The sequence below is a fragment of the Klebsiella sp. K4 genome (assembly GCF_014596785.2).
Taxonomy (GTDB): Bacteria; Pseudomonadota; Gammaproteobacteria; order Enterobacterales; family Enterobacteriaceae; genus Klebsiella; species Klebsiella pneumoniae.
Window position 1 is genome coordinate 4,627,824 of sequence record NZ_CP115021.1, and the last position, 17,473, is coordinate 4,645,296.

9 protein-coding genes, 1 tRNA gene and 3 rRNA genes are annotated in these 17,473 nt (G+C 56.0%); 4 read left to right on the top strand and 9 right to left on the bottom strand.

What is annotated here, in order from left to right; all coding sequences use genetic code 11:
• Positions 1-25: 25 nt before the first annotated feature.
• From IB144_RS22875 to IB144_RS22890, 4 genes are read right to left on the bottom strand one after another with little or no spacing between them, the layout of a single operon-like run.
• Positions 26-982, bottom strand: coding sequence for an ABC transporter permease (locus tag IB144_RS22875; RefSeq protein ID WP_002887352.1), 957 nt, complete (start codon positions 980-982; stop codon positions 26-28).
• Complete coding sequence (locus IB144_RS22880) at positions 979-1,950, bottom strand: ABC transporter permease (protein ID WP_004177551.1); 972 nt, start codon at positions 1,948-1,950, stop codon at positions 979-981. Before IB144_RS22880 ends, IB144_RS22875 begins: the two co-directional genes overlap by 4 nt.
• Positions 1,943-3,427 (bottom strand): sugar ABC transporter ATP-binding protein, encoded by a 1,485-nt coding sequence (locus IB144_RS22885; RefSeq protein WP_004177552.1) that lies wholly within the window; start codon positions 3,425-3,427, stop codon positions 1,943-1,945. Before IB144_RS22885 ends, IB144_RS22880 begins: the two co-directional genes overlap by 8 nt.
• Before the next feature lie 50 nt (positions 3,428-3,477).
• Positions 3,478-4,461 (bottom strand): autoinducer 2 ABC transporter substrate-binding protein, encoded by a 984-nt coding sequence (locus tag IB144_RS22890; RefSeq protein ID WP_002887349.1) that lies wholly within the window; start codon positions 4,459-4,461, stop codon positions 3,478-3,480.
• A gap of 504 nt (positions 4,462-4,965) precedes the next feature.
• On the opposite strand from IB144_RS22890, the gene trpS reads away from it, so the two are divergent.
• The 4 genes from trpS to IB144_RS22910 all read left to right on the top strand — a co-directional run bounded on the left by trpS (position 4,966) and on the right by IB144_RS22910 (position 11,212).
• Positions 4,966-5,973, top strand: a complete 1,008-nt coding sequence (gene trpS, locus IB144_RS22895; protein ID WP_040215935.1) for a tryptophan--tRNA ligase — start codon at positions 4,966-4,968, stop codon at positions 5,971-5,973.
• 306 nt (positions 5,974-6,279) lie between these two features.
• A complete protein-coding gene (locus IB144_RS22900) occupies positions 6,280-7,347 on the top strand; it encodes an HlyD family efflux transporter periplasmic adaptor subunit (RefSeq protein WP_040215933.1) in 1,068 nt (355 codons plus the stop codon).
• Entirely contained in the window at positions 7,344-10,088 is a 2,745-nt protein-coding gene (gene rbbA / locus IB144_RS22905) for a ribosome-associated ATPase/putative transporter RbbA (protein ID WP_046654710.1), read from the top strand. Before IB144_RS22900 ends, rbbA begins: the two co-directional genes overlap by 4 nt.
• The gene (locus IB144_RS22910; RefSeq protein ID WP_040215928.1) at positions 10,088-11,212 is read left to right on the top strand and encodes an ABC transporter permease; all 1,125 of its coding nucleotides are present in this window, start codon (positions 10,088-10,090) and stop codon (positions 11,210-11,212) included. Before rbbA ends, IB144_RS22910 begins: the two co-directional genes overlap by 1 nt.
• Before the next feature lie 40 nt (positions 11,213-11,252).
• Here the strand turns inward: IB144_RS22910 and IB144_RS22915 are convergent, their stop codons facing one another.
• The 5 genes from IB144_RS22915 to IB144_RS22935 all read right to left on the bottom strand — a co-directional run bounded on the left by IB144_RS22915 (position 11,253) and on the right by IB144_RS22935 (position 17,271).
• Positions 11,253-11,570: a hypothetical protein gene (locus tag IB144_RS22915; RefSeq protein ID WP_002887322.1), complete on the bottom strand. Its 318-nt coding sequence runs from the start codon at positions 11,568-11,570 to the stop codon at positions 11,253-11,255.
• A 605-nt stretch (positions 11,571-12,175) separates the two neighbouring features.
• Positions 12,176-12,291: ribosomal RNA gene (gene rrf, locus IB144_RS22920) — 5S ribosomal RNA — on the bottom strand.
• Between the two features lie 195 nt (positions 12,292-12,486).
• Positions 12,487-15,388, bottom strand: a 23S ribosomal RNA gene (locus IB144_RS22925).
• A 182-nt stretch (positions 15,389-15,570) separates the two neighbouring features.
• Positions 15,571-15,646: transfer RNA gene (locus IB144_RS22930), tRNA-Glu, on the bottom strand.
• Between the two features lie 85 nt (positions 15,647-15,731).
• A 16S ribosomal RNA gene (locus IB144_RS22935) occupies positions 15,732-17,271 on the bottom strand.
• Together the 16S, 23S and 5S rRNA genes with 1 tRNA gene alongside form the textbook arrangement of a ribosomal RNA operon.
• Positions 17,272-17,473 lie beyond the last annotated feature (202 nt).

Sequence of the window (17,473 nt, forward strand, 5' to 3'; positions counted from 1 at the left end):
GTCTTCACCCCCGAGGACGGGTCATTTACCCGGCTCTCTCCAGTCCCAGCATGCCTCGCGCCTGGATAAAGCACAGCAGCAATACGCCCCACAGCGCCATCGTCAGATAGGGGCTGATACCGAGGATATTGAACCCACTCTCAATAATCTGCAGCAGGAACAGCGCGAGCACCATCCCAACGATGCGCCCGCTACCGCCATCCGGATTCACGCCGCCAAGCACCGCCGCGAGGATCGACACCAGCAAATACGATTCCCCATAAGATGCTTTGGCTGAGTTCAGCTTCGACATCATCAGAAACGCAGCCACCGCGCAGAGCAGGGCCGAGATGACATATACCCACATCAACACCCGCCGGGTATTGATCCCGGAATAATGGGTCGCCCGTTCGTTGGATCCGATCAACATGATCGCCCGACCCAGCGGGCTTTTCTCCAGCAGCACCCACAGCCCGGCCGCCACCACCGCAAAAAGCCACATTGGCAGCGGAATACCGAACCACTGGGCGTGATTCAGCCACAGCACCCACTGCGGATAGTTAGCGATGGCGCTGCCGCCGGTGATCAGAATATTTATCCCTTTGAGCAGGGTCATCATGCCAAGGGTAGCCAGGATCGGCGAAACGCGGATCCCGGCGATCAATATCCCGTTGCACAGGCCAATGATCATCGCCGCCCCTCCGCCGGCCAGCAGCGTCGCCAGCGCGGTAGCGCCCCCAGGCGGATAGCTCGTCGCCACCCAGGCCATCACCAGCGAGCAGGCGTTAGCCGTCGCGATAATTGACAAATTAATGCCGCCGCAAAGCATAGTCATGGCCATCGCCAGCGCCAGGATCCCCAGCACCGGCATTTGCGAGGCAATCGACTGGAAATTGCTGACAGACCAGAAGATGTTTGGCATGGCGATGCTAAAGGCGATAACCATCAGCAGCAGCAGGCCGATCAGGTAAAACTCAACGTTGTTGCGCCACGATTTTTTCATAACAAGCTCCGGTTCTGATGCTGGCTCCATGCCGTTACGCTGATGCTGACGACGATGATCGCCCCAGTGATCAGGGTCTGCCAGTAGGAGGAGACCCCTAGCAGGTTCAGGCCGTTCTGCATCACCGCCAGTAAAATCACCCCCAGCAGCGTACCGGTGAGAGTTCCGCGCCCGCCAATCAGGCTGGTGCCGCCCAGCACCACCGCCGCCAGCACCGTCAGCTCATAGCCCAGCAGTGAATCCGGCGCAACGGTCATCACTGTCCACGCCTGCACGACACCTGCGGCCCCCGACATTAGCCCCATATAGCCATAAACGAACAGCTGCAGGCGGAGCACGCTGAAGCCGACGCGGCTGGCGGATTCCCGGTTGCCGCCCATGGCATAGATCTTGCGGCCAACGGTGGTGAAATTCATGATAAACGCGGTCAACAGCACCACGGCGATCATCGTCAGCAGCGGCAGCCCCAGGCCGTAATCGTAACCATCGGCATCGGTATATTTGAACAGCATAACCCCCTTTTCAAACCACGGAGGGAAGTCGTAGAGCCAGACACCTTTGCTTAACCACAGCAGCAAACCGTAGAAAATGTTGAGCGTAGAAATGGTGATAATGATCGAGGGCACCCGCAGACGATTAACCAACAGCGCGTTCACCAGCCCCAGCAGCACGCCGATGCCGCCGGCAAGCACAAAAGCCACCGCGAAGTTGCCGCCTACTTTTTGCAGCATCACCACCATGCCGTACTGGGCGATAATGGTCATAGCCGGGAAGGAGATATCAATCCCGCCGGCGATCAGCACCACGAACAGACCACAGGCGAGAATGGTCAGCATCGCATAGTTATTAGCGAGGTCGTAAAGATTGCCGAAAGTGAAAAATTCCTCACTGCGCCAGCCCAGCAGCAGGCACAGCGCAATAATGAACATGCCTAACCAGAATTCATGTCGTTTCAACAGATTAGCCATTGACCACCTCCGCTATCTGCTGCTGGGTACTGCTGTCCGGCAGGAAGCTATGGGTCAACTCGCCCTGCTTCATCACCAGGATGCGATGACTCTGGTACCACGCCTCTTCAATCTCGTCGCAAATCATCAGCACGGCGATACCATGGGCAGCCAAATCGCTGATGATATGATAGATCCCGGCTTTGTTTGCGATATCCACCCCCACGGTTGGGCTATCGAGGATCAGCAGCTTAGGAGAGATCGCCAGCCATTTGGCGATAGAAACGCGCTGGGCATTACCACCGGAGAGGGTATTCACCGGCAGATGCGTATCCGGCGCCTTAATGGTCAACGCGTTGACCATTCTTGCGACCAGCTGCTGAGCTTTACTATCACTCAATAGTCCGCAAGCGCCTTTCACTTTATGAAACACGGTGCTGATAATGTTGTTTTCAATCGACTGACTCATCACCAGGCCGCGCGACATACGGTCCTCGGAGACATAGCCGATACCGTGGCGGATAGCGTCCTGATTGCTACGCAACCGCACCGGCTGGCCATTTATCAGGATCTCGCCGCTGTCAGGGCGGGTCATGCCGAAAAGGCTCAGGCACAGCTCTGTTCGCCCGGCGCCCAACAGGCCGACTATCGACACCACTTCTCCGGCTTCGACCTTCAGGGAGACGTTATGATATTCCCCCTTGCGGCTGAGATTGCGCACCTCCAGCACCGGCGTACTGCCCTGCCCCTGCCACAGATCGCGCACCTGATAGTCAAACTCCTGGCCCGTCATCAGAAAACCGAGCCGGCGGGTGGTTACCTCTGCCGCCGGCAAGGTGCCGACCAGATTGCCATCCTTCAGCACGCTGATGCGGTCCGATACGGCCATGACCTCTTCCAGACGGTGGCTTACGAAGACGATGCAGATCCCCCTCTCACGCAGCTGGCGCACCACATGCAATAGTCCCTCCACTTCCTGATGGGTCAATGAGGCCGTGGGTTCATCCATAATGATAAGCCGGGCATCCTGCGCCAGCGCGCGGCAGATAGCCACCAGCTGACAGCGAGCGATGGAGAGCGATTCCACGGCGGCATCCAGCGGCAGCGAGACGTTAATACTGCGCATCGCCTGCTCCGCACTGCGTCGCAGTTCGCTGCGCCTCACCAGCACGCCGCGATGATAGTGGTTTATAGCAATGTTCTCCCACACGCTGAGATTGGGAAACAGCGACAGATCCTGATAAATCACCTGGATCCCATGGGCGACAGAGGCCGCTGGCGTCAGTTTGGGCCACGTCTTGCCGCCCAGCGTCATCGCTGCGCCCTCATCCGGGCGATAGACGCCAGAGATAATTTTGATCAACGTCGACTTCCCGCAACCGTTCTGCCCGGCCAGGCAGTGCACTTCTCCGGGCATAAAGTCGATGCTGATATCATTGAGCGCGCGGTTGGCGTGGAAGGTTTTGCTGACGTGTCGAAGGGAAAGGAAAGGTTCCATAGCATCCCCTGGCTGGTTAAGCCGGGGCGGCTGGCGCCCCGGAAGGTGGATTAGTAGAGCGAATCAATATTGTCTTTATTTACCAGCAGCACTTTATGGAAGCGGATAATATGCTTGTCGCTATCGACCTCCGCTTTACCGAGCTCTTTCAGTTCAAATCCCGGCTCAATGGTTTTGCCGTTCAGCAGGGTGCTGGCGACGGCCGCGAGGGCATAGCCGGCTGTCGCCGGATCGTAGGTGATCCCTTCGGTAATATCGCCGCTCTTAATAAGAGAAGCCGCCTGCGAGGGGATCATCATCCCGTAGACCGCGACTTTATTTTTCGCACGCTTCTCTTTCACCGCGCGCCCCGCGCCAATCGGGCCATTCGAACCAAAAGAGACCACCGCTTTCAGATCCGGGTAAGTTTTCATCAGATCGAGCGTGGTACGGCGGGAATCATCAACACTTTCCGCCACCGGCATTCGGCGGGTGACTTCATGCATGTCCGGGTAATGTTCTTTTTGATATTTCACCAGCAGATCGGCCCACAGGTTGTGCTGCGGTACCGTAAGGCTACCGACATAGATAACGTAGCCGCCTTTGCCACCCATCCGCTTGGCCATATGCTCCACGTATTCAGCAGCGAACTTCTCGTTATCGATGATCTCCACATCCCAGTTGGCGCTCGGCTGCCCGGGCGATTCGTTGGTCAGTACCACGATGCCGGCGTCACGGGCTTTTTTGAATACCGGCTCCAGCACGTTGGCATCGTTAGGCACGATAGTGATGGCATCCACTTTACGTGCAATCAGGTCCTCAATAATTTTCACCTGCTGCGGCGCATCGGTGCTGGACGGCCCTACCTGGGAGGCGTTGAGGTTAAACTCTTTCCCGGCCTGGACTACCCCTTCACCCATCCGGTTAAACCATGGCATGCCGTCCACTTTTGAAATATTGACTACGGTTTTTTCCGCCGCATATACCGGCGCGGAAATAAGCGCAGCCCCCAACAGCAATGATGAAAAAATATTAACGACCAGACGTTTATGCATAATAATTAGCCTCAATACGTTGTAGTCAGACAGGGGTATGACGCAAAGCGGAAAAATAGATAGAAATTGTAATAATGTTAATAATTTAGAAGAGAATAAACACAAGCTGTAACAGCAGACAGGTAATATTCAGCTATAAATATGGATAATAATACTATAATCCTGTGGCGTGAGCTTTTTCACAAAAAAAATGCAACATAGTTTGTTGTTCCAGAATATTGATCGGGTCGCAGAGAAAATATATTTTTCCCGCTTCGTTATTTACCGAAAAACAATCACATAAATAACATCAGGAAAAGTATGTGATTTTTGATTGCGTCTCCAGCCCCTTCCGTGGCAGGATACTCCCTATGAACAGAAACGTTATCGTTACCTACCCCCGCCGTTGGTGGCTGCCTGCATAACAGGCGGCACGATACACGTTTCCATTTTCAAAGCCGCCGGAAGGCGGCTTTGGTGTTTTCAGGACGTCTTTCGGCTGAACAGTCTGATAAGGAGTCCCTGATGAACCATCCACAAACCATCCTCACCGGCGACCGCCCGACCGGCCAGCTGCATCTTGGCCACTACGTCGGCTCGCTGCGCCAGCGCGTCGCGCTGCAGCATAACCACCAGCAATTTATCCTGATCGCCGACCTGCAAGGGCTCACGGACAACGGCAGCAATCCGCAAAAAATCAGCCACCATATCCTCGAAGTCATGGCCGATTATCTGGCCGTCGGCATCGACCCCAGGCTCACCACTATTTGCCTGCAGTCCGCCCTGCCGGCGCTGGCGGAGCTCAGCGCGCTGTATATGAATATCGTCACCGTCGCTCGCGTAGAACGTAATCCGACGGTCAAAAATGAGATTGCCCAGAAGGGATTCGCCCGCTCGCTGCCGGTGGGTTTTCTCGCCTATCCGATTAGCCAGGCGGCCGATATCACCGCGTTCAAGGCCGAACTGGTGCCGGTGGGCGACGATCAGCTACCGATGATTGAACAGACCAACGAGATCGTCCACAAGATGAATAGCCTCACCGGCGAGCCGGTGCTGCGCCACTGCAAGGCGCTACTCAGCGAAGTGAGTCGCCTGCCGGGCGTCGATGGCAACGCCAAAATGTCGAAATCGCTGGGCAATACGCTGACGTTATCGGCCACAGAGGAGGAGATCCACCACGCGGTCAGCGCGATGTATACCGACCCGACGCACCTGAGAGTCAGCGATCCGGGGCATGTCAAGGGCAACGTGGTGTTTACCTATCTCGATGCATTCCACAGCGATAAGGCGCGGGTGGCAGAGATGAAAGCCCACTATCAGCGCGGCGGGCTGGGCGATCGCCAGTGTAAGAATGAGCTGGAGACCTGCTTGCAGACGCTACTGGCGCCGATCCGCGAACGCAGGGCCACTTTTATTCAGGATAAAGGGATGCTGCTGGAGCTGCTGCGCCAGGGCAGCGAACGCGCCCACCACCTGACACAGCAGACGCTGCATGAGGTGAAGCGTGGGCTGGGTCTGCCGGTGCTGTCCTGAGATGGTGAAATACTCCCTGTGCGGATAATTTTGTTAACACGCCGACAAGACCCTGTCTTTCGTATGGACAATATCGCCCCGGCTGTTACTATCGCGTTAACGGTAGCTCTCACTATGCGTGTTTCATTAAGGCCAGGATCGCTGATGATGACCACATAAGTAGCCCAGCGAGCGGCTGCGCATCGGCGCGGCAGAGCGCGGCGTCAGCGGCCCTCCCTCCACTTTTTCGTCCCTCGCAAGGAGGACGCTCCGCTCGGCGGAGGAAACACGCGCACCACTCAGCAAAGGGAATCAAGCGAGTCGCGTATGGACAAAATAAAGAAACGTTGGGCAGGGTATTTTGTCGGCTTACTGGTGGTGCTCGCCGCCGCCGCATGGTGGCTGCTGCGCCCGCCAGGTCTCCCGGACGGTTTTGCCAGCAGCAACGGCCGAATCGAAGCCACCGAAGTCGATATTGCCAGTAAAATCGCCGGGCGTATCGACACCATTCTGGTCAAAGAGGGTCAGTTCGTGCACCAGGGAGAGGTGCTGGCGAGAATGGATACCCGGGTACTGAACGAGCAGCGTCTTGAAGCCGCCGCGCAAATCAAGGAGGCGGAAAGCGCGGTCCTGGCCGCCAGAGCCTTGCTCGATCAGCGACAAAGTGAAATGCGCGCCAGCGAAGCGGTAGTGAAGCAGCGCCAGGCGGAGCTGGATTCCACGGCGAAACGCCATGTTCGCTCCAACACCCTCTCCCAGCGTGGCGCCGTCTCTGCCCAGCAGCTGGATGACGATCGCGCGGCCGCAGAGAGCGCCCGCGCGGCGCTGGAATCGGCGAAAGCCCAGGTCTCCGCCGCCCGCGCCGCCATCGAAGCTGCCCGCACCAGCATTATTCAGGCGCAAACCCGCGTCGAAGCCTCCCAGGCGACCGAGCGGCGGATCCTCGCCGATATTGACGATAGCGAGCTGAAAGCCCCCCGCGACGGCCGCATTCAGTATCGCGTCGCTGAGCCAGGCGAAGTCCTGGCCGCCGGTGGCCGGGTACTGAACATGGTCGATCTCGCCGATGTCTATATGACCTTTTTTCTGCCCACCGAACAGGCAGGTCTGCTGGCGCTCGGCAGCGAAGCGCGCTTGGTCCTTGATGCCGCGCCGGATCTGGTGATCCCGGCCAATATCAGCTTTGTCGCCAGCGTCGCCCAGTTCACGCCGAAAACGGTCGAGACCAGCGACGAGCGCCTGAAGCTAATGTTCCGCGTCAAAGCGCGTATCCCGCCGGAGCTGCTGGCGCAGCACCTGGAGTATGTCAAAACCGGCCTGCCCGGTATGGCTTACGTACGGCTGGATAAACAACAACCCTGGCCTGAAGCCCTGGCGGTGAGGTTGCCGCAATGAAACTGACGCCGCAGGATACCTCGCCCCCCGTCGCCCTGCTGGAACATGTTGGTCAGCAGTTTGGCGCCACCATCGCGCTGCGCGATATCAGTCTGGCGATCCCGGCACGGCGTATGGTTGGCCTGATTGGCCCGGACGGCGTCGGCAAATCGAGCCTGCTTTCGCTGATCGCCGGGGCGCGGATCATCGAGCAGGGGAACGTGATGGTGCTTGGCGGCGATATGCGCGATATGCATCACCGCCGCGAGGTGTGTCCGAAAATCGCGTGGATGCCGCAGGGGCTGGGGAAAAACCTCTATCACACTCTCTCGGTGTATGAAAACGTCGACTTCTTCGCCCGCCTGTTCGGCCACGATAAAGCCGAGCGCGAACTGCGCATCAACGAGCTGCTGCAGAGTACCGGGCTGGCGCCGTTTCGCGATCGCCCCGCCGGAAAACTCTCCGGTGGGATGAAGCAAAAGCTCGGCCTGTGCTGCGCGCTGATCCACGATCCGCAGCTGCTGATCCTTGATGAACCGACCACCGGCGTCGATCCCCTCTCCCGGGCGCAGTTCTGGGAGCTTATCGACAATATTCGTCAGCGCCAGCCGGCGATGAGCGTGCTGGTGGCCACCGCCTACATGGAAGAGGCCGAGCGATTTGACTGGCTGGTGGCGATGAACGCCGGCGAGGTGCTGGCGACCGGCAGCGCCGCAGAGCTCAAAGCCCAGACCGGCAGCCAGACCCTGGAGCAGGCGTTTATCGCCCTGCTGCCAGAAGCACAGCGTCAGGCACATAGGGCGGTAGTTATCCCACCGCGCGACAGCCGTGAGGAAGAGATCGCCATCGAAGCGCGCGGCCTGACCATGCGCTTTGGCAACTTTGTTGCCGTCGACCACGTTAATTTCCGCATCGCCCGCGGTGAAATCTTCGGCTTCCTCGGCTCCAACGGCTGCGGCAAATCCACCACCATGAAGATGCTCACCGGCCTGCTGCCCGCCAGCGAAGGTGAAGCCTGGCTGTTCGGCCAGCCGGTCGACCCGAAGGATATCGCCACCCGCCAGCGGGTGGGCTATATGTCGCAGGCCTTCTCGCTCTATAGCGAGCTGACCGTCCGGCAAAACCTCGAGCTGCACGCCCGCCTGTTCCATATTCCGGACGGCGAAATCCCCGGCCGGGTGGCGGAAATGTGCGAGCGCTTTATGCTGACCGAGGTTGAAGACGCGCTTCCCGCCGATCTGCCGCTGGGGATCCGTCAGCGCCTGTCGTTAGCGGTGGCGGTCATCCATCGCCCGGAGATGCTGATCCTCGACGAGCCGACCTCCGGCGTCGACCCGGTGGCGCGGGATATGTTCTGGCAGCTGATGGTAGACCTCGCGCGGCAGGATCAGGTGACCATTTTTATCTCCACCCACTTTATGAATGAGGCGGAACGCTGCGATCGTATCTCCCTGATGCACGCCGGCAAAGTGCTGGCCAGCGATACGCCGCAGGCGCTGGTCGAGCAGCGCGGTTCAAACAGCCTGGAAGAGGCGTTTATCGCCTGGCTTAAAGAGGCCCAGCCGTCCTCTCCAGTACCAGAAGAACCCACGTCTGCTGTGGCATCGCATTCCGGACATACGGCTCCACGGCAGGCCTTCAGTCTTCGCCGGCTGTTTAGCTATAGCCGCCGCGAGGCGCTGGAGCTGCGCCGCGATCCGGTACGATCGACGCTGGCGCTGCTGGGGACGGTGATCCTGATGTTTATCATGGGGTATGGGATCAGCATGGACGTTGAGGATCTGCGCTTTGCCGTCCTCGACCGCGATCAAACCCTCAGCAGCCAGGGCTGGTCGCAGAATCTCGCTGGCTCACGCTACTTTATCGAACAGGCGCCGCTGCACAGCTATGACGAACTGGACCGCCGGATGCGCGACGGTGAGCTGGCGGTGGCGATAGAGATCCCGCCGAACTTTGGTCGCGATATCGCCCGCGGCACGCCGGTGCAAATCGGCGTGTGGGTGGACGGCGCGATGCCCAACCGCGCGGAAACCGTGCGCGGCTACGTACAGGCGATGCATCTGGCCTGGCTGCAGGAGATGGCCGGCCGGCAGAGCAGCCCGCAGCGCGATACCTCGCTCATCTCCATCGAGACCCGCTATCGCTACAATCCAGACGTGAAGAGCCTGCCGGCCATCGTCCCGGCGGTGATCCCGCTGCTGCTGATGATGATCCCGGCGATGCTCAGCGCCCTGAGCGTAGTACGTGAAAAAGAGCTCGGGTCGATTATCAACTTGTACGTGACGCCGACCACCCGTAGCGAGTTCCTGCTCGGCAAGCAGCTGCCTTACATCGTACTGGGGATGTTTAACTTCTTCCTGCTGTGCGCATTGTCGGTTTTTGTCTTTGGCGTCGCGCATAAGGGGAGTTTCCTGACGCTGACCCTGGCGGCGCTGCTGTATGTCACCATCGCCACTGGTCTGGGGCTGCTGATCTCAACCTTTATGAAGAGCCAAATCGCCGCTATTTTCGGTACCGCGATTATTACGCTGATCCCGGCAACCCAGTTTTCCGGAATGATCGATCCGGTGGCCTCGCTGGAAGGTCCCGGACGCTGGATTGGGCAAATCTACCCGACCAGCCACTTCCTGACTATCGCCCGCGGGACCTTTTCCAAAGCGCTGAATATTAGCGATTTGTGGGGCTCATTCATTCCGCTACTGATTGCGGTGCCGCTGGTGCTCGGGTTGAGCGTGCTGCTGCTGAAGAAACAGGAGGGATGATGCGCGGATTACGCAATATTTATAATCTTGGCGTCAAAGAGCTGCGCAGCCTGCTCGGTGATAAAGCGATGCTGGCGCTGATCGTGTTTGCGTTTACCGTGTCAGTGTACTCCTCGGCCACGGTGATGCCCGGTTCGCTGCACCTGGCGCCGATCGCGGTTGCTGATATGGATAAATCACAGCTCTCCTCACGCATTATTAACGCTTTTTACCGTCCCTGGTTTCTTGAGCCGGAGCTGATCACCGCTGATGAGATGGACGCCGGGCTGGATGCCGGGCGCTACACGTTCGCCATCAACATCCCGCCTAACTTCCAGCGCGATGTACTGGCCGGTCGGCAGCCGGAAATCCAGGTCAACGTCGACGCCACGCGCATGAGTCAGGCCTTTACCGGCAACGGTTACATCCAGAATATTATCACCGGCGAAGTAAACAGTTTTATCGCCCGCTATCGGGATAACAGCGTGCTGCCGGTAGAGCTGGCGGTCAGGATGCGTTTTAATCCTAACCTTGAGCAGGAGCGCTTTGGCGCGGTGATGGCGATCATCAACAATATCACCATGCTGGCCATTGTCCTCACCGGTTCGGCGCTGATCCGCGAGCGGGAACATGGCACCATTGAGCATCTGCTGGTGATGCCGATCACGCCGTTTGAAATTATGCTGGCCAAGATCTGGTCGATGGGCCTGGTGGTGCTGGTGGTGTCCGGGCTGTCGCTGGTGCTGATGGTACAGGGGATTTTGCAGGTGCCCATTGAAGGGTCGATTCCCCTGTTTATGCTGGGGGTGGCGCTCAGCCTGTTCGCCACGACCTCAATCGGCATTTTTATGGGCACCCTCGCCCGCTCGATGCCGCAGCTGGGGCTGCTGATGATCCTGGTCTTACTGCCGCTGCAGATGCTCTCCGGCGGATCCACGCCGCGAGAAAGTATGCCGCAGCTGGTACAGGATATTATGTTGACCATGCCGACCACCCACTTCGTCAGCCTGGCGCAGGCGATATTGTATCGAGGCGCCAGCTTCGCCATCGTCTGGCCGCAGTTCTTAACCTTGCTGGCTATCGGCGGAGTGTTCTTTAGTATCGCGTTGCTGCGTTTTCGTAAGACTATTGGTGAGATGGCATAAAGGCTTAAGAAGGGCCGTCGACTTACGGCGGCCGAATGGTTTATTTATGGCGATTCATAAAGCGACGTAAACCCCAGGTGAAGGCCATCGCCATACTGAAGAGAATGAACAGCAACACCACCCAGCTGATGGAGATGCGCAGCAGCGTGCCGGGGGTCATAAACGGCTGCAGATACACGGTGAAGGACTGGGCGGGTGATTTTCCCAGCAGTTCATAAACGTTATCGGTGAGCCACACGCCGACCCGACAGAACAACCAGATAATCGCTGGCCAGCAGAGCAGCACCAGAAAGGTAAAGCGCTCCTGAATGTAAGTGAAGAGCTGGCGCAATGGCGACCAGTTAAGCAGGATTTTCATTTCTATTCTCATTTGCCAGCCGAGAACCTGCATATGTCTCGCAAGGTATTTCGGGCAGCATCCATACAGGCAATCATCCCTCTTTGTATATCAAATTTGCTGCCATATAAACCAGATCAAGTTAACAAAGTGTTAATGATAAAGCTCATTTAGACAAAAACAGGGAAGAAGCATACCGTTCGCCACAATACATCCGGAAGCGAAGTATCCAGTCACGGAAATATTTTTTCTGAAGCGTAAACGCGTTATTTTGTGGGAGGAAGAGGCCGCATCATTATTTTACCGGGGCACAATATAATGGCGCTGAAATAAAGAAATAATATTAATCGTAGCTGCTGATAATTATTTTCCGACTTGTATCATCCGGTAAATTCACTATCCGGTTGACCATGCCACAAGCATTCGTCACGCTATTTTGCGAAGCAATAAAGGCGGTGCTGCGTACTTTGTCCGGGGTACGGTTTTGTAGCCCCGGTAAGCGCAGCGCCACCGGGGGGAGATATACCCCACACAGCAAAAAAACCCGCACCTTTCGGGACGGGGTTCTTTTTAAACGCAAAAACAAAAAGCCCGGTCTTTCGACCGGGCTTTCTGCTTTATTTGATGCCTGGCAGTTCCCTACTCTCACATGGGGAGACCCCACACTACCATCGGCGCTACGGCGTTTCACTTCTGAGTTCGGCATGGGGTCAGGTGGGACCACCGCGCTAGTGCCGCCAGGCAAATTCTTTGTGCTCAGTACGCAATTCTTTATCGCATCAGCTGCGTTGCCTGCGCTCGTAAAGTCAGTCACATACTTCAGTATGCTCCTTCCTTTCCGTCGCTTGTCGCCTTGCTGCTGCGCAAATTATTGCGTACTCAACTCTGAATCTAAGCTGAAAATTCTCTCAAATCGCCAAAACATCTTCGGCGTTGTAAGGTTAAGCCTCACGGTTCATTAGTACCGGTTAGCTCAACGCATCGCTGCGCTTACACACCCGGCCTATCAACGTCATCGTCTTTAACGTTCCTTCAGGAGACTTAAAGTCTCAGGGAGAACTCATCTCGGGGCAAGTTTCGTGCTTAGATGCTTTCAGCACTTATCTCTTCCGCATTTAGCTACCGGGCAGTGCCATTGGCATGACAACCCGAACACCAGTGATGCGTCCACTCCGGTCCTCTCGTACTAGGAGCAGCCCCCCTCAATTCTCCAGCGCCCACGGCAGATAGGGACCGAACTGTCTCACGACGTTCTAAACCCAGCTCGCGTACCACTTTAAATGGCGAACAGCCATACCCTTGGGACCTACTTCAGCCCCAGGATGTGATGAGCCGACATCGAGGTGCCAAACACCGCCGTCGATATGAACTCTTGGGCGGTATCAGCCTGTTATCCCCGGAGTACCTTTTATCCGTTGAGCGATGGCCCTTCCATTCAGAACCACCGGATCACTATGACCTGCTTTCGCACCTGCTCGCGCCGTCACGCTCGCAGTCAAGCTAGCTTATGCCATTGCACTAACCTCCTGATGTCCGACCAGGATTAGCTAACCTTCGTGCTCCTCCGTTACGCTTTGGGAGGAGACCGCCCCAGTCAAACTACCCACCAGACACTGTCCGCAACCCCGGTCAGGGGCCAACGTTAGAACATCAAACATTAAAGGGTGGTATTTCAAGGTTGGCTCCACGCAGACTGGCGTCCACGCTTCAAAGCCTCCCACCTATCCTACACATCAAGGCTCAATGTTCAGTGTCAAGCTATAGTAAAGGTTCACGGGGTCTTTCCGTCTTGCCGCGGGTACACTGCATCTTCACAGCGAGTTCAATTTCACTGAGTCTCGGGTGGAGACAGCCTGGCCATCATTACGCCATTCGTGCAGGTCGGAACTTACCCGACAAGGAATTTCGCTACCTTAGGACCGTTATAGTTACGGCCGCCGTTTACCGGGGCTTCGATCAAGAGCTTCTCCTTACGGATAACCCCATCAATTAACCTTCCGGCACCGGGCAGGCGTCACACCGTATACGTCCACTTTCGTGTTTGCACAGTGCTGTGTTTTTAATAAACAGTTGCAGCCAGCTGGTATCTTCGACTGGTCTCAGCTCCATCCGCAGGGACTTCACCTACACACCAGCGTGCCTTCTCCCGAAGTTACGGCACCATTTTGCCTAGTTCCTTCACCCGAGTTCTCTCAAGCGCCTTGGTATTCTCTACCTGACCACCTGTGTCGGTTTGGGGTACGATTTGATGTTACCTGATGCTTAGAGGCTTTTCCTGGAAGCAGGGCATTTGTTACTTCAGCACCGTAGTGCCTCGTCATCACACCTCAGCCTTGATTATCCGGATTTGCCTGGATAACCAGCCTACATGCTTAAACCGGGACAACCGTCGCCCGGCTAACATAGCCTTCTCCGTCCCCCCTTCGCAGTAACACCAAGTACAGGAATATTAACCTGTTTCCCATCGACTACGCCTTTCGGCCTCGCCTTAGGGGTCGACTCACCCTGCCCCGATTAACGTTGGACAGGAACCCTTGGTCTTCCGGCGAGCGGGCTTTTCACCCGCTTTATCGTTACTTATGTCAGCATTCGCACTTCTGATACCTCCAGCATGCCTCACAGCACACCTTCGCAGGCTTACAGAACGCTCCCCTACCCAACAACACATCGTGTCGCTGCCGCAGCTTCGGTGCATGGTTTAGCCCCGTTACATCTTCCGCGCAGGCCGACTCGACCAGTGAGCTATTACGCTTTCTTTAAATGATGGCTGCTTCTAAGCCAACATCCTGGCTGTCTGTGCCTTCCCACATCGTTTCCCACTTAACCATGACTTTGGGACCTTAGCTGGCGGTCTGGGTTGTTTCCCTCTTCACGACGGACGTTAGCACCCGCCGTGTGTCTCCCGTGATAACATTCTTCGGTATTCGTAGTTTGCATCGGGTTGGTAAGTCGGGATGACCCCCTAGCCGAAACAGTGCTCTACCCCCGAAGATGAATTCACGAGGCGCTACCTAAATAGCTTTCGGGGAGAACCAGCTATCTCCCGGTTTGATTGGCCTTTCACCCCCAGCCACAAGTCATCCGCTAATTTTTCAACATTAGTCGGTTCGGTCCTCCAGTTAGTGTTACCCAACCTTCAACCTGCCCATGGCTAGATCACCGGGTTTCGGGTCTATACCCTGCAACTTAACGCCCAGTTAAGACTCGGTTTCCCTGCGGCTCCCCTATACGGTTAACCTTGCTACAGAATATAAGTCGCTGACCCATTATACAAAAGGTACGCAGTCACACCCGAAGGTGCTCCCACTGCTTGTACGTACACGGTTTCAGGTTCTTTTTCACTCCCCTCGCCGGGGTTCTTTTCGCCTTTCCCTCACGGTACTGGTTCACTATCGGTCAGTCAGGAGTATTTAGCCTTGGAGGATGGTCCCCCCATATTCAGACAGGATACCACGTGTCCCGCCCTACTCTTCGAGTTCACAACCTGTGCATTTTGGTGTACGGGACTATCACCCTGTACCGTCGGACTTTCCAGACCGTTCCACTAACACACAAGCTGATTCAGACTCTGGGCTGCTCCCCGTTCGCTCGCCGCTACTGGGGGAATCTCGGTTGATTTCTTTTCCTCGGGGTACTTAGATGTTTCAGTTCCCCCGGTTCGCCTCGTTAACCTATGTATTCAGTTAACGATAGTGTGACGAATCACACTGGGTTTCCCCATTCGGACATCGCCGGTTATAACGGTTCATATCACCTTACCGACGCTTTTCGCAGATTAGCACGTCCTTCATCGCCTCTGACTGCCAGGGCATCCACCGTGTACGCTTAGTCGCTTAACCTCACAACCCGAAGATGTTTCACTTCTGATTGCGAAAATTTGAGAGACTCGAACACACATTAACTGTGTGTCGTTTCAATTTTCAGCTTGATCCAGATTTTTAAAGAGCAAATATCTCAAACGTCACCCGAAGATGAGTTTTGAGATACATCGGCACGCGTCTTTCACTCACGAACCAGCAAGTGGCGTCCCCTAGGGGATTCGAACCCCTGTTACCGCCGTGAAAGGGCGGTGTCCTGGGCCTCTAGACGAAGGGGACACTGAAGTCTCAATCGCAAGACGCCTTGCTTCTTTACGTTCATCAGACAATCTGTGTGAGCACTACAAAGGCAGGTTCTTTAAGGTAAGGAGGTGATCCAACCGCAGGTTCCCCTACGGTTACCTTGTTACGACTTCACCCCAGTCATGAATCACAAAGTGGTAAGCGCCCTCCCGAAGGTTAAGCTACCTACTTCTTTTGCAACCCACTCCCATGGTGTGACGGGCGGTGTGTACAAGGCCCGGGAACGTATTCACCGTAGCATTCTGATCTACGATTACTAGCGATTCCGACTTCATGGAGTCGAGTTGCAGACTCCAATCCGGACTACGACATACTTTATGAGGTCCGCTTGCTCTCGCGAGGTCGCTTCTCTTTGTATATGCCATTGTAGCACGTGTGTAGCCCTGGTCGTAAGGGCCATGATGACTTGACGTCATCCCCACCTTCCTCCAGTTTATCACTGGCAGTCTCCTTTGAGTTCCCGGCCGAACCGCTGGCAACAAAGGATAAGGGTTGCGCTCGTTGCGGGACTTAACCCAACATTTCACAACACGAGCTGACGACAGCCATGCAGCACCTGTCTCACAGTTCCCGAAGGCACCAATCCATCTCTGGAAAGTTCTGTGGATGTCAAGACCAGGTAAGGTTCTTCGCGTTGCATCGAATTAAACCACATGCTCCACCGCTTGTGCGGGCCCCCGTCAATTCATTTGAGTTTTAACCTTGCGGCCGTACTCCCCAGGCGGTCGATTTAACGCGTTAGCTCCGGAAGCCACGCCTCAAGGGCACAACCTCCAAATCGACATCGTTTACGGCGTGGACTACCAGGGTATCTAATCCTGTTTGCTCCCCACGCTTTCGCACCTGAGCGTCAGTCTTTGTCCAGGGGGCCGCCTTCGCCACCGGTATTCCTCCAGATCTCTACGCATTTCACCGCTACACCTGGAATTCTACCCCCCTCTACAAGACTCTAGCCTGCCAGTTTCGAATGCAGTTCCCAGGTTGAGCCCGGGGATTTCACATCCGACTTGACAGACCGCCTGCGTGCGCTTTACGCCCAGTAATTCCGATTAACGCTTGCACCCTCCGTATTACCGCGGCTGCTGGCACGGAGTTAGCCGGTGCTTCTTCTGCGGGTAACGTCAATCGACAAGGTTATTAACCTTATCGCCTTCCTCCCCGCTGAAAGTGCTTTACAACCCGAAGGCCTTCTTCACACACGCGGCATGGCTGCATCAGGCTTGCGCCCATTGTGCAATATTCCCCACTGCTGCCTCCCGTAGGAGTCTGGACCGTGTCTCAGTTCCAGTGTGGCTGGTCATCCTCTCAGACCAGCTAGGGATCGTCGCCTAGGTGAGCCGTTACCCCACCTACTAGCTAATCCCATCTGGGCACATCTGATGGCATGAGGCCCGAAGGTCCCCCACTTTGGTCTTGCGACGTTATGCGGTATTAGCTACCGTTTCCAGTAGTTATCCCCCTCCATCAGGCAGTTTCCCAGACATTACTCACCCGTCCGCCGCTCGTCACCCGAGAGCAAGCTCTCTGTGCTACCGCTCGACTTGCATGTGTTAGGCCTGCCGCCAGCGTTCAATCTGAGCCATGATCAAACTCTTCAATTTAAGTTTGATGCTCAAAGAATTAAACTTCGTAATGAATTACGTGTTCACTCTTGAGACTTGGTATTCATTTTTCGTCCGAGGACGTTAAGAATCCATGTCACTTTGAGTGCCCACACAGATTGTCTGATAAATTGTTAAAGAGCAGTTGCGACGCGCTTTAGCGCTCTGTCGCGAGGTGGCGTATATTACGCTTTCCTCTTTC